This window comes from Variovorax sp. PBL-H6, from assembly GCF_901827155.1.
Classification (GTDB): Bacteria; Pseudomonadota; Gammaproteobacteria; order Burkholderiales; family Burkholderiaceae_C; genus Variovorax.
In genome coordinates, this window is sequence record NZ_LR594659.1 from 1,384,782 (window position 1) to 1,398,871 (window position 14,090).

The 14,090-nt window shown below is 67.6% G+C and carries 8 protein-coding genes; 2 read left to right on the forward strand and 6 right to left on the reverse strand.

The window, feature by feature from the left end:
• Window positions 1–65: 65 nt before the first annotated feature.
• From coaE to G3W89_RS06595, 5 genes are all read right to left on the reverse strand, one after another.
• Window positions 66–704, reverse strand: coding sequence for a dephospho-CoA kinase (coaE, locus tag G3W89_RS06575; RefSeq protein ID WP_162573336.1), 639 nt, complete (start codon window positions 702–704; stop codon window positions 66–68).
• Entirely contained in the window at window positions 662–1,627 is a 966-nt protein-coding gene (locus tag G3W89_RS06580) for a prepilin peptidase (RefSeq protein ID WP_162573337.1), read from the reverse strand. Before G3W89_RS06580 ends, coaE begins: the two co-directional genes overlap by 43 nt.
• Entirely contained in the window at window positions 1,627–2,850 is a 1,224-nt protein-coding gene (locus tag G3W89_RS06585) for a type II secretion system F family protein (protein WP_162573338.1), read from the reverse strand. The genes G3W89_RS06580 and G3W89_RS06585 overlap by 1 nt, the downstream gene beginning before the upstream one ends.
• Window positions 2,851–2,865: 15 nt before the next feature.
• The gene (gene pilB / locus G3W89_RS06590) at window positions 2,866–4,599 is read right to left on the reverse strand and encodes a type IV-A pilus assembly ATPase PilB (RefSeq protein ID WP_162573339.1); all 1,734 of its coding nucleotides are present in this window, start codon (window positions 4,597–4,599) and stop codon (window positions 2,866–2,868) included.
• Between the two features lie 221 nt (window positions 4,600–4,820).
• The gene (locus G3W89_RS06595; RefSeq protein WP_162577356.1) at window positions 4,821–10,787 is read right to left on the reverse strand and encodes an alpha-2-macroglobulin family protein; all 5,967 of its coding nucleotides are present in this window, start codon (window positions 10,785–10,787) and stop codon (window positions 4,821–4,823) included.
• A gap of 86 nt (window positions 10,788–10,873) precedes the next feature.
• Here G3W89_RS06595 and G3W89_RS06600 point away from each other — a divergent pair, with 86 nt between their 5' ends.
• A complete protein-coding gene (locus G3W89_RS06600; RefSeq protein ID WP_162573340.1) occupies window positions 10,874–12,115 on the forward strand; it encodes a glycosyltransferase family 4 protein in 1,242 nt (413 codons plus the stop codon).
• Window positions 12,116–12,184: 69 nt separating this feature from the next.
• Window positions 12,185–13,372, forward strand: coding sequence for an OpgC domain-containing protein (gene opgC / locus G3W89_RS06605; RefSeq protein ID WP_162573341.1), 1,188 nt, complete (start codon window positions 12,185–12,187; stop codon window positions 13,370–13,372).
• Here opgC and G3W89_RS06610 read toward each other — a convergent pair.
• The gene (locus G3W89_RS06610; RefSeq protein ID WP_162573342.1) at window positions 13,305–14,072 is read right to left on the reverse strand and encodes an SGNH/GDSL hydrolase family protein; all 768 of its coding nucleotides are present in this window, start codon (window positions 14,070–14,072) and stop codon (window positions 13,305–13,307) included. The two genes, opgC and G3W89_RS06610, sit on opposite strands and share 68 nt — an antisense overlap.
• Window positions 14,073–14,090 lie beyond the last annotated feature (18 nt).

The following is a 14,090-nucleotide window of genomic DNA, read 5'->3' on the forward strand; positions in this document are numbered from 1 at the left end:
CTGGCCTCGTTCGCCGTCTTCTTCTGTTCGATGGGGGAGCCGCCGCCGGGGCAGCAAACCTTGGATTATCGCTGGGCAGCCCGACGCCAGGACAGAGCGCGCACCTCGACCGCAAGTTCCTCGAGCGACAGCGCCTCATTGAAGATCACTGCATCCGCGGCCGCACGGCGCGCACTTCGCGGCGCCTGCTGCGCAATCACAGCCCGCACGGCCTCGGGGCTCCAGCCCGAGCGCAAGACGACGCGCTGCAACTGGCTCTCTTCGGTAGCGTCGACCACCAGCACGCGGTCGACCAAGGCGCGCCAACGCCCCGATTCGACCAGCAGTGGCACGTCGAAGACGATCAGCCCGGGGCCGGCGGCGGCTGCCTGGGCTTCGCACTCCGCGCCGATCGCCGGGTGGAGAATGGCCGTGAGCCGCTCCTTTGCCGCCGGGTCCGCAAACACCAGCTCCCGCATGCGGGCGCGGTCCATGCTGCCGTCGACAGCGACGAAGGAGGGTCCGAAGGCAGCCTCGATCGCCGGCATCGCGGCGCCTTGCGGCTGGGTGATGGCACGCGCGATGGCGTCGGTGTCGATCAGCGTCGCGCCATCGGCGACCAGGATGGACGCGACCGTGCTCTTGCCGCTACCGATGCCGCCGGTCAGGCCGATGCGCAGGCTCAGAGGGTCAGGGCGCCCAGGGGAAATGCGAAGGGAATCCATTGCCGCACAGTATCGGGTCCGGCGACGAGGCACACGAGCCCGGCGCCTGCCAGGAAGGGGCCGAACGAGATCGGAACATCCTTGTGGGCCAGCTTGCCGATCAGCAGCAGCAGCGTGCCGAGGGTGGCACCCACCAGCGACGAGACCAGCACGATGGCGATGAGGTAGTCGGCGCCCAGCCAGGCGCCGAGCGCCGCCAGCAGCTTGAAGTCGCCGTAGCCCATGCCCTCCTTGCCGGTCGCAAGTCGGTAGGCGTGATAGACCAGCCAGAGGCTCAGATAGCCGAACACGGCGCCCCAGACCGCGGAGGCCAGCGGCACATGCGTCAGGCCGGCTGCCGCGCCGATGAGGCCGAGCCACAGCAGCGCATAGTTGAGCGAATCGGGCAGGTACTGCGTGTCCAGGTCGATCAGGAACTGGCAGACCAGCAGCGCCGCGAAGGCGGCCCACAGCGCTGCGGCGGGCGTCAACCCGTAGCGCCACGCGCACAGCGCAAACAGCGCCGCGGTGACCAGTTCCACCAGGGGGTAGCGTGGGCTGATCGGCGTCTTGCAGGCGCTGCAGCGTCCGCGCAGCAACAGGTAGCTGAGCACCGGCACGTTTTCGTACCAGCGGATTGCGTGGCCGCAGTGTCCGCAGCGCGAGGCCGGGCGGGCGAGGGTGAAGGGGGGCAGGGCGTCCACGAGCTTGGCCGCGTCGCCGGCGGCGGCTTCGAGCCGAGGGGGTGTGTCCGACTTCGGTCCGAACACCAGGCTCCACAAAGAGGGCGCGCCCTCCACCTTCATCAGGTTGCCTACGGCCTCGGCCAGCCACTGCCGGTACATCATGATCGGCGTGCGGTAGATCACCACGTTGAGAAAGCTGCCGACGAGCAGCCCCAGCACGCCGGCCAATGCGGCGTCGGCCCCCTGCGACAGCAGCATCAGACGACCTGGCCGAGCTTGAAGATGGGCAGGTACATCGAGACCACGATGCCACCGATGATCACCCCGAGGAACACGATGATGATCGGCTCCATCAGGCTCGACAGGCCCGCGACCATGTCGTCGACCTCCGATTCATAGAAGTCGGCAGCCTTGCCCAGCATGTGGTCGATGGACCCGGACTCCTCGCCGATGGCGGTCATCTGCAGGACCATCGAGGGGAACAGGTTGGCATTGGTCATGGCCATCGTCAGGCTGGTGCCGGTCGAGACCTCCTGCTGGATCTTGACCGTGGCGTCGCCGTACACCGTGTTGCCTGAAGCGCCGCCCACCGAATCAAGGGCCTCCACGAGCGGCACACCCGCCGCGAACATGGTGGCCAGGGTGCGGGTCCATCGGGCCACGCAGGATTTCTCGATCAGCGTGCCGAAGATCGGCACGCGCAGCAGCAAGCGGTCCATGAAGCGCTGGACCTTTTCGTTGCGCTTCCAGGCCTGGAAGAAGAAGTACAGCCCGCCGCCGATCACACCGAAGATCAGCCACCAGTAGGCGACGAAGAATTCGCTGATCCCCATCACGATGAGCGTCGGCGCCGGCAGGTCGGCGCCGAAGGAACTGAACACCTGCTTGAAGGCCGGGATCACGAAGATCATGATGATCGCGACCACCACGAAGGCGACCACGACCACCGAGGTGGGATACATCAGCGCCGACTTGATCTTCGACTTGATGGCCTCCGTCTTCTCCATGTAGGTGGCAAGGCGGTCGAGCAGTTCTTCCAGGATACCGGCGGCCTCGCCGGCCTCGACCAGGTTGCAATAGAGGTTGTCGAAGTACTTCGGGAACTTGCGGAAGGCGGCGGACAGGGAGGTGCCGGTCTCGACGTCGCTGCGAATGTCGTTGAGCAGCTTGGCCACGCTCGGGTTGGCATTGCCGCGTCCTACGATGTCGAAGGCCTGCAGCAGCGGCACGCCCGCCTTCATCATGGTCGCCAGCTGGCGCGTGAAGATGGCGATGTCCTTCGGCTTGATGGCCTTGCCGGAGCGCATGCGCCGCTTCTTGATCTTCGAGGCCAGCACTCCCTGGCGACGCAGCGCGGCCTGGACCTGGTTCTCGCCGGCGGCCCGGACCTCGCCGCGCACCACCTTGCCGTTGCGGTCCTTGCCTTCCCACTCGAAGACGTATTCCTTGAGCGCCGTCCGGGATGCTGCTGCTGTTGCCATTCGATGTCCGCTTCTCTATTCGTTGGTGACCGCGAGCACTTCTTCGAGGGAAGTCAGGCCCTGCATGACTTTCCGCAGCCCGGAAGTCCGCAGCGAGCGCACGCCCTCGGCTTCGGACTGCTTGGCGATCTCGAGCGCACTGCCGTCGCGCAGGATGATCTTCTGGATCTCCTCGGAGATCGGCATCACCTGGTAGATGCCCACCCGGCCCTTGTAGCCGCCGTTGCATGAAGAACAGCCGACGGGCCTGTAGGGCTTCCAGGTGCCGTCGATGTCACGGTCCTTGAAGCCGGCGTCGAGCAGCGCTTCCCTGGGCACCTCGATCGGCGCCTTGCACACGGTGCACAGCCGGCGCGCCAGCCGCTGGGCGGTGATGAGGATCACGCTGGATGCGATGTTGAAAGGCGCGATGCCCATGTTGCGCATCCGCGTCAGCGTGGTCGGGGCATCGTTGGTGTGGAGGGTCGACAGCACCAGGTGGCCGGTTTGCGCAGCCTTGATCGCGATGTCGGCGGTTTCCAGGTCGCGGATTTCGCCGACCATGATGATGTCGGGATCCTGGCGCAGGAAGGCGCGCAGCGCGGTTGCGAAGGTCAGCCCTGCCTTGTCGTTGACGTTGACCTGGTTGACGCCGGGCAGGTTGATTTCAGACGGGTCCTCCGCCGTGGCGATGTTGACGCCGGGCTTGTTCAGCAGGTTCAGGCAGGTGTAGAGCGAGACCGTCTTGCCCGAGCCTGTCGGCCCGGTGACCAGCACCATGCCGTACGGACGGCCGATGGCCTGCATCAGCCGCTCTTTCTCGTCGGCGTCGTAGCCCAGGGCATCGATGCCCAGGCGCGCGCTGCTCGGGTCGAGGATACGCACCACGATCTTCTCGCCGAACAGCGTGGGCAGGGTGCTGACGCGGAAATCGATCACCCGCTCCGGGCCGATCTTGAGCTTCATGCGGCCGTCCTGCGGCACGCGTTTCTCGGAGATGTCGAGCCGCGAGATCACCTTGATGCGAGAGGCCAGCTTGTCCTTGATGACGGTGGGCGGCGTGGCGATTTCGCGCAGTTCGCCGTCGACCCGGAAGCGCACGCGATACTGGTGCTCGTAGGGCTCGAAGTGGATGTCCGACGCGCGCATGCTGAAGGCGTCGAGCAGCATCTTGTGCAGGAAGCGGACGACCGGCGCGTCCTCGACCTCGGCGATCGCCGCTTCGTTCGCGTCGGCACTCTCGGCGATCGAGGAGTCGTCGAACTCGAACTCGGCGCCGACGATGCTGTCGATGGTTTCGGCGGCGCTCACCGCCGCCGCCTCGATCATGCGGGAGAGCTTGTCGTACTCGGCAACGACCCAATCCACGCCCATCTGCGACGCGAACTTTATTTTTTCCGCCGCCTGCTGGTCCGAGGGGTCGGCTGTTGCGACGATGAGACGGTTGTTGCGCTTGCTGAGCACCACGACCCGATAGGCCTGGCACAGCTTGGAGTCCAGCAGGTCCTTCGGCAGGCGCTGGGAATCGACGGCGTCGAGGTCGAGCAGGGGCGCGCCGAAGGCGCTCGACAGCGTATGGGCAAGATCCGCCGCGGAGACCGCGCCGGTGCCGGTCAGCTCGGCGATGAAGCTGCTGCGCCCGCTGAGGGACTTCTGATAGATCTCCTCCGCAGTCTTCGCCGGCAGCTTGCCGGCGGAGATCAAGGCGCGGGCCAGCCCTGGCAGGGCGATTGATGCGCTTTCTTTGGCGAGAGGGTCAGCAGCGGCCATTCAGTGAATGTAACAAGACGTGAAAGAGCTTCACGATCATCGCTGATCAACCCGGGGCTGTAAACCGATCCATTTGGACCGAAGCGCGCAGCATTTTGCATTTACTGCCGGAAAGGCGTGGGCGAAACCAGCGTTCGAACGAGGCGCCAGTTTAGGCCCAAACAAGCATCAGCCTCGTTCTCCCGCCTGGGTGCGTGCCCTGCTGGGCCGCAGCCCATGAGCTACCTGGCTGGCTGGACCTTCAGCCGCTCGTTGGGCAGCTCGCCGAACATCTCCGGGGCATAGAGGGCCTCGACCCGGCTGGGCGGCAGGGCGAATTCGCCGACGTTGTTCAACCGCACCGTGTACTCCATCTTCACCACGCCCTTGGGCAGGTATTCGTAATAGCTGCGAAAGGCCTCGAAGCTGCGTTCTTCGAAGACCGGCGAGCCGGAGCCCGAACGCTTCTCGCCCTGCGTTGCGATCTGGGAATCACGGCCCAGGCCGCTGCCGAGGATCGTGGCGCCGCCCGGGACCGGATCGGTGATCGCGACCCACGTCATGTCCGCGCTGGCATTCACCTCCAGGCTCACGCGCAGCACGTCCCCGCGCGTGTAGACGCCTTTGACCGACTGCTCCACGGGCGTCACAGTCTTCCTGATCGCATAGCCGGCGGAAAAGGGCGCCTTGCGCTGGACTGCCGCGACGGACTGCAGGGTGAGCCACGGCTTGCCACTGCCGCTCTGCGTGACCAGCAGGCTGTCGCGCGTTGCTGGTGCGTCCGCCGGCCAGGGGAGGAACATGCCGTTGTTGCGCAGGTTGCCCGGGGCAGCCGGAGCGCCGAAGGCAGTCGTCTGGTTCAGCGCACCCGCCGGGTCGCTGGCCTTGACGCGCTCGACCTTGCTCCAATCGACTTGCGCCTTGGCATCGCCGAGGTTGGCCGCAGTGATGCCGGTCACCGGCGTGTTCTCGAACTGCCTGGAGAACTTCTCGAGCGCGAGGCCACCCCACAGATTGGCCGTCGTCGTGTGCCAGGCGCCTTTCTGCTGGCGTCCGATGAAGCCGCTGGCGAGCTGGCCGATGTCTTCCCTCCAGGCGGGATCGTCCAGCACCGCCAGCAGCAGGCGCGCGGTGTTGACGTCGCCGCTGGCCATCAGCCACCACCAGTAGTCGTCGCGCTCGGTGCTGAAGATCAGCTTGGTGCCCTGATAACTCAGGCGGGACTTCAGCACGTTGTTCGCCTCCTCGATCCGCTGCTGCCGCTGCGGCAGGTCGGGCACGCGCTTGAGGATGTTGAGCCAGTCGACCACCGCGCTGGTCGGCCACTGGTTGGGCACGATGGCGATGCTGCCGATCATGCGGCCCTGCACCTTGCCGTAGCGCGAGAGCGCTTCCAGTGCCGCGAGCTTGCGCACGTCCAGGTCCTTGCGCGGGCTCCAGAACTCGCGTTGGATGCGGCCTTCGACGAAAGCGATCAACCCCTGTTCCATCGGCGCGCGCGCCGCGTCGGGCAGCGCGAAAGCGGGATCGAGCGCGGCCGCCTCGTGGGCCGCGGCGAGCAGGTAAGCCGTCAGGATGTCGCTGCCGCGGTTGGCCTCGCCGTCGCGTGGCGGGAAGTAGTTGGCCAGGCCGTCGCCGTCCAGGTAGCCGGGCAGTTGCGCGACCACGGCCTGCCAGGCCTTGCCGTCGCGCAGGCCGATGGACTTGCTCGTCTTCTGCTCGAGGCAAGCGTAGGGGTAGGCGGCGAACCAGTCCCGCACGCCCGTCAGTCCCTCGGCCAGCCGCGGCTGCAGCGAGAGCTTGAGCCCTCCGCGGCCGGGCAGGGCGTCGGCCGGCGGCGCGATGTCGAGCGTGAATGGCCCGTCGAGCTGCACCAGCGTGGCCTGCTGGACCGTGAGTGGCACCGCGGGCACGATGCGCTGGCGCACCTTGAGCGCGTCGCGCGCACCGCCGATCTGGTCCTTGGCCTCGATCTCCCACAGGAGCGCCTCGGCGCGCGTCTGCGCCAGCTGGGCTGGAGCGGTGACCGTCCAGCTCAGCTCGCGAGCCTCGCCGGCCGGGATGTCGACCGTCTGCGGCTCGAGCGTCAGCAGGGTGGCGCGCGGCGCCGCCTCCACCTTCATCACCTTCTGCGTGGTATTGCGCAGCGTGATCTGGGCGCGGAACTGGTCGTCCTCGCGCACCAGCGGCGGCAGGCCGCTGATGATCTGCAGATCCTGCGTGGCCTGGATCGACGCCTGGCCGGTGCCGAAGAGCCCGGTGCCTGCATCCGCCACGGCGACGACCCTGAAAGTCGTCAGCGCATCGTTGAGCGGCACCGTCACCTGGGCCTGGCCGTTGGCGTCGAGCACCACTGCCGGGTTCCACAGCAGCAGGGTGTCGAGCAGCTCGCGGGTCTGGCCCTTGCCGCCGCCACCGCCGGCCGGCACCGCCTTGCGGCCGTAGTGACGCCGCCCCACGATTTCCATCTGCGCGGTAGAAGTAGAGACGCCCCAGCTGCGCCGCTGCAGCATCGCCTCGAGCAGCTTCCAGCTGTCGTTGGGCATCAGCTCCAGCAGGGCCTGGTCGACCGCGGCCAGTGCCACCTCGGCGCCTGCGGCGGGCTTGCCGTCGGGCAGCCGAGCCGAGATCGTGACCAGCGCCTTGCCGCGGACCGGGTAGCTGGGCTTGTCGCTCGCCACTTTCACGTCGAGCTGATGGGCCTGCGTACCCACGCGGATTTCGGCCAGCCCGAGCCGGTAGGCCGGCTTGCTCAGGTCGACCAAGGCGGTGGGCGCCACGTATTCCTTGCCCTCGTACCAGAAGGCGGTCCACCATTCGCGCGGCGCCTTGAAGCCCCAGGTGAAGAAGCTGTACCACGGCACCTCGCGCAGCCGCCCGCGCAGTGCGAGCACGCTCACGTACGCGTTGGGTCCCCATTCAGGCTTGACCTGCAGCGTGACCGTCGGGTCCTTGCCGTCGAGACGGACGACCTGCGTCTCGATCACGCCCTCGCGCTCGACCGACACCAGCGCCGTCGCGAAGCGGAAGGGGCTGCGCACCTGGAAGCGGGCGGTCTCGCCGGGCTGGTAGTTCTTCTTTTCGGGCAGCACGTCGATGCGGTCATGGTCCTCGCCGCCGAACCAGAGCTCGCCCTGGCGCGTGACGTAGACCGAGCTGGCGGCGCGGCTGTCGCGCCCTTCGGCATCGGTGGCGCTCGCGATCAGCTCGACCTGGCCGGCCTCCTTGAGCTCGGCCTCGCACAGCAGCAGGCCACGCGCATCGCTCTTGCCGCTGCAGACGGTGCCGATCTCCTTTGCATCGGTCTTGTTGTCGTAGGTGTAGAAGCCGCCGACCATGCGCTTGCGGCTGGTGGTGGTGATGCGCGCGATGGCGCGCACGTTGAGCGTCACGCCTTCCTGCGGCTTGCCCGCGAGGTCCAGGGCCAGCGCCTGGAACTTCAGTTTCTGGCCGGTCGAGACCCAGCCCTCGGTCTTGATACCGGCGATCACGGCCGCGGGCCAGAGCGTCTGCACGCTGCGCAGCGTCTGCACCTCGCCGTTGGGATCGGCATAGGTGGCTTCGAGCAGCAGCTCGCGCGGCGCCGCCTTGGCCAGCGGGATCTTGTCGATGGTGAGCTTGCCGGCGCCGGTCTTGTCGAGCGTGAGCGGCACCTTGTCGGCCACGACGCGCAGCTCCTGCGACGCCGAATCCGATTCCTCGGCATCGCCTGCCGACAGCCCATCCTGGCGCGGCGGCACGAAGCTGAAACTGTCGAAGTCTGCGAAAGAAAGACTCTTGGTCCGCACCGCCGCCGACACCCGCACCGGCAGGTTGACCGCGCCGCCGCCGGCCACATAGTTGACCTGCACGTCGGTGGGCAGCGAGGTCGCGGCCACCAGCGGCTTCTTTTCGGCCGGGGCGATCCGGCCCTCGAGCACCGGCAGTCGGAACTCCTCGACGCGGAACTGGCCGGTACCGTAGCTGCGCTCGCCGCCGTCTTCGCTGTCCGTGGCGTTGGTGCCGCTGCCTTTGCGCAGCTCGACCTGGTAGAGCCCCAGCTTGGCCGCCGGCGGGATCGCAAAGGTGTTCTCGCCACTCCGCCCGCCGGTCGCCGTCCTGCGCCAGGCGAGCGGTTGGGTGAACTGCTGCCCGCTGCCCACATGCGTCACGACCAGCGTGTCGGGGAGGCTCTTCGGCAAACCGAAGCCCTCGCTCGTCTGTGTCCGGATCAGGTGCTTCATCGACACGGTCTCGCCGGCCCGCAGCAGCGTGCGGTCGAACACCGTGTGTGCCACGCGGTCGGGCTCGGGCTCCAGGCTCGTGGGCACGTTGAAGCGCCAGGGCTCGATGCCGCGCTGCCAGTCGCTCCAGGTGAAGGCGAGATCTTCCACGCCGGCCTCGTCCTTGGCGCGGGCGCTCACGAAGTACGCGTCGCTGTTGTAGTCCTCCTCGCTGGAGCAGCTGGGTGGCGTGGGCGGGATGCCGGCGAGCCGCACCAGCCCGCGCGCATCGGTGGTGCCGCCACCGATCTCCCTGCCGTTGCAGTCCGAGACGCGCACCGCCGCGTTGGCAACCACCATGCCCTTGTCGAGCGTGGTGACCCAGGCGAGCGCGTTCTCGCGGCCCAGCTTGAAGTGCACCGCGAGGTTGGTGGCGAGCGCCGTGGTGCGCACGTACATGGTTCGGCCCGCACCGTAGCGCTCGTCGAGCAGCGTGTCGCCCAGCTTCTGCGATGCGATCTCCAGCACATGGAAGCCGGGCGTGAGCGGGATGCCGATCACCTCGAAGGGGCGTGGGTCCCCGCTTTCGGCCTTGGGCATGTCGAGCGTCTTCACGCCGGACCGGCCGCCGAGCAGCGAGACCATGCGGGTCTGGACGTTCTCGCGATCGTCCTTGTCGATGATCTTCGGCAGCGCGCCCTCTACGTCTCGCGCCGCCTGCGTGCGCGAGATCACGTAGTTGCTGTCGTAGCGCCGAACCTTGCGGAACCAGGCAATGATGTCCGCGTCGGTGCTCGGTTTCATGTCGCTCACCTTGCCGGGCGTCAGCGCCTGTACCTGCAATGCCGGCTCGACGCGCCGCACCGTGACGGGCATCAGCGCCGTGCCGCCCGGCTCGGCCAGGCGCTCCACCACGCCGAACGGAGAAGCAGCGAACTTGGCCAGCGGCGGCATGGCGCCGGTCGCCACCTTCAGCGGAAAGCTGTCGGGCGACGCCAGCGCGCGGCCCGATGCGTCCTGGAACCCGGCCGGCAGCGTGATCGTGAAGGGCGTCTGCTCGGCAAATGGCGGCGGGAAGCTCGCCGAATCGACCACCGCGTCCTCGTCCTGCGAGGTGTTCTCGCCGTCGAACTTCGGCTTGATGGTCTTGCCGCCGCCCTGCAGCGTGATCTGCGTCGCCAGTTTGCGCGCCACCGGCGAATTGAACTGAAGCACCAGTGGCTTGAGCGGCAGGCAGGCCGACTGCGCGTTCTCGCGCTCGCAGCTGAAAGAGACGGCGAATGGCTCGCGCACTTCGAAGTTCAGGCGTCGCTCGACCGCATTGGCCACGCCGGAGGGCGTGGCCACGCCCTTGCCATAGACCAGCTGCAGGCGCCCGCCCGGGCTCAGTCGCCGGTTGCACTGCAGCGTGACGAAGCGCAGCGGCGTCTTCTCGGCCTCCTTGTCGCGGCCAAAGGCCTTCAGCAAGGCCTGGCGCTGCACGCCTTCGACTAGCCGGACCGGAATGCGCTCGCCCACGCCGTCGGCCTGGCACCCGATGTTGGCACGCACGCTCTCCAGCGTCGCCGGGCCGTTGAGCTCGAGCATGAACTGCTGCTCTTCGTCGATCTTGCCGTAGCTGGGCTGCCAGCTCCGCACGAACGGGCCGCCGCTGGAGAACTGGTAGCGCTCGGGCCCGGTCAGCTCGGCGCCCGTGGCCGACTTGAAGCTCGCGATCCGGGTGACCGTGCAGCGCACGCCCGGTGGCAGGTCGTTCTCGAAGTCCCAGACCCACTGCTTATCGCCGGTCCAGCGGCCGGTGCCCTTGCCGGCCTGCGCATCGCTGCAGCTCACCGCCAGCGGCGCGGGCGCCTTGGGATCCCCGAAGTTGACGGCTGTCTGGTCGAACTTGGCAACTACCTGGCGGATCCGAGCGACTTCACCTTGCGGCGTGAGGCTGGCGATCTGCAGCGCATGGGCGCCAAGGGCGCACAGGCTCAGCGCGATGGCAGCGAAGGACCGCGTCATTGTTCTCGTTTTCAACAGCTTCTCCTTTGGGAGCGCAGCGTATCGCAACTCCTTGGTGCCATAGGCGTCCACTATGATCGATCGATATGAAACTGCTGTTCAGCCATCCCGCAGGCAACCAGAACGTGCGCGCCATGCTCGACGGACTGGAGGCCGCCGGCATGCTCGCTCGTTTCGCGACCACGGTGGCCGTGGAGCCGGACAATGTCGCCCTGAAGCTCGTGCCCCAGGGGCTGAGTCGCGACCTGCTGCGGCGCCGCTTCAACATCCCGCGCGAGAAGATCCTGCAACACCCCTGGCGCGAACTGGCGCGGGCCGTCTGCTCCCGTGCCGGCTGGAACTACTGGCTGCGGCACGAGAAGGGCTTCGCTTCCATCGACGGCGTGCTGCAGGACTTCGACCGCTTCAGCGCCCGCGCTCTGCCCCGGCTGCACGAGCGCCTCGGCCTCGGCGCCGTCTACACCTATGAAGACTCCGCCCTCGACACCTTCAAGGCCGCCAAGGGCCTGGGCTTGAAATGCGTGTACGACCTGCCGATTTCCTACTGGGAGGTGGGCCGCAAGCTGATGGAAGAAGAGGTGGAGCGTCTGCCCGCCTGGGTCGAGGCGATGGGCGGCGGCATGTCCGATTCGCCCGCCAAGCTCGAACGCAAGGCGCGCGAGCTCGAATTGGCCGACCTGGTGGTGGTGCCCAGCCGCTTCGTCGCTGATTCTCTGCCGGCCTGGGCCGGGCAAAAGACGCGGGTGCTCTCGCCTTTCGGCTCTCCACTGCCGGCGGCCGTGGCCTCGCGCAAGACGGTCGACCCCTCGAAGCCGCTGCGCGTGCTCTTCGTCGGCTCGATGGGCCAGCGCAAGGGACTGGGCGACCTGTTCCAGGCCATGCACCTGCTCAAGGGCGAGAACATCGAGCTGGTCGTCATGGGCTCGCTGCTGAATGAGCCCGCCTTCTATCGCGGCCAGTACGCCGACTTCACGCACGAGAAGGGGCGCCCCCATGCCGAGGTGCTGGCCCTGATGCGCAGCTGCGACGTGTTCTGCCTGCCTTCGCTCTACGAAGGACGCGCGCTGGTCATGCAGGAGGCGATGAGCCAGGGCCTGCCGATCGTGATCACGCCCAACACCGGCGGGGACGACCTGGTGATCGAGGGCAAGACCGGCTTCCTGGTGCCGATCCGCTCGCCCGAAAAGATCGCGGAGAAGCTCGCCTGGTTCAACCAGAACCGGCAGGAACTCCCGGCCATGAGCGAGGCGGCCGTGCAGCACGCGGCCACCTACACCTGGAGGAACTACAGCGAGGTCGTGATCGACGCCATCCGCAAGCTGGCGTAGTACCGAAACACCCGCCGTGATCGCCCGTCCTGGGACAGCTCCGCTGTCCATGCCCGGTGCCGAGCTCCGATGAAGCGCTACTGGGAAATCGACGCACTGCGCGGGCTCATGCTCGTGCTGATGACCTTCACGCACCTGCCCACGCGGTTCACCGATCCGCTGGGGCAGCCCTTCGGCTTCGTCTCGGCGGCCGAGGGCTTCGTGCTGCTCTCGGCCTTCGTCGCCGGCCTGGTCTACACCCGAATCAGCGACCGCCAGGGCGTCGACGCCATGCGCCGCGCCTTCTGGCGGCGTGCGCTCAAGGTCTACCTGGCGCAGGCGGCGACGCTGCTGTTCCTGTTCACCGTCATCACCCGAGTCGGGCTGCGCATCGACCAGCCTGCGGTGAAGAACCTGCTGGCCTTCTATCTCACGAACCCGATCGAGGGCTTCGGCTACTCGCTGCTGCTGGTGTACGAGCCCGCGCTGCTCGACATCCTGCCGATGTACATCTTCTTCATGCTGATGAGCCCATGGGTGCTTGCCTTCGCGCTGCGCCACGGCTGGACGGTCGTGATGGTGGCGAGTGCCGCGTTGTGGGGGCTGGCCCAGTTCGAATTCAGCGAATGGCTGTACGGGCTGGCGGTGCAATACCTGCATCTGCCGGTGCCGTTCCGCGAGATGGGCGCGTTCAATGCCTTTGCCTGGCAGTTCCTGTGGTTCGCGGGGCTGTGGCTAGGCGCCAGCCGGCACGCGCCCGATGCCGAGCCCATTCGCTTCCCGAAGTGGCTGGTGGCACTCGCAGTGGGGGCGGCGCTCTACGGGCTCTGGTGGCGGCACCACGGCATCAACGGCCAGGCGCCCTTTGGCGGCGACGAGGCGATGAACCTGCTGTTCGACAAGTGGCAGCTCGGCCCGCTTCGCATCGTCAACCTGGTGGTCCTGGGGATCGTCACCGTGCACTTCGGGCCTTCACTGATGCGGCGCCTCCCGCGCCTGCATGCGCTGGAAGCCATGGGCTCGGCCTCGCTGCCGGTGTTCTGCGCACACCTCGTGGCGGTGCTGCTGGTCCTGGCCTTCTACGGCGACAGCCAGACGGTGCGGCCGTGGTGGGGCGATGTGCTGCTGCTGGTCGTGGTATTCGCATGGCTCTACGGCGTAGCGCAGGCGACGCTGTGGTGGGACGGAAGGCGGCGCAGCCGGGCGGCGGCTACCGCGATGCCGGCGCGATCGACAGCTCGGCCCGATCCGCCGGCCGCGCCAGCTGCGCGCCGATGACCGAGCGCCAAAGGCGGTAGCCCTCGTCGTTCAGGTGCAGCTGGTCGCGCAGGAACAGTTCGGCGCGCGGCCGGCCGTCCCCGCCCAGCATGGGCGTGAAGACATCGATGTAGTCGCTGTTCGGCAGGCGCCGCAGGTAGGCGGCAACGATGTCGTTGGTCTCACGCATGCGCGGCAGCAGCTTCTCGCGCGAGGGGCTGGGCTTGATGGAGATATAGCTGATGCGCGCATCCGGCAGCTCGGCGCGCACGGAGTTGGCGAACTGGGCGAAGCTCTCCAGCACCTCGATCGGCGTGCGGCCCTCGGCCAGGTCGTTGTCGCCCGCATAGACCAGCACGTGCCGAGGCTTGTAGCGCAGCACGAGTTCGCGTGCGAAGAAGCTGCAGTCCGCCATGGTCGAGCCGCCGAAGCCGCGGTTGATGACCACCGGCAGCTGCGGGAAGTCTTGCGCCAGCCGGGTCCAGAAGCGGATCGTGGAGCTGCCGACGAAGACGACGCCGCCCTCGCTGGGCCACTGCTGCCGGTCGGCGGCGTCGAAGGCCGAGAGCTCGGCCCGCCAGCGTGCCTGTGCCGCGAGGTGGGCAGGGGAGGGGGCCGCCTCGGAGCCGTTGGATTGAGCCTGCGAGGCGCACGCCGCGACCATGAGTGCGATTGGCAGCAGCACGCGGCGAGCTGCCCTGGCGGCGGGAGCAGCGTTCATCACAGACATGGAATACAA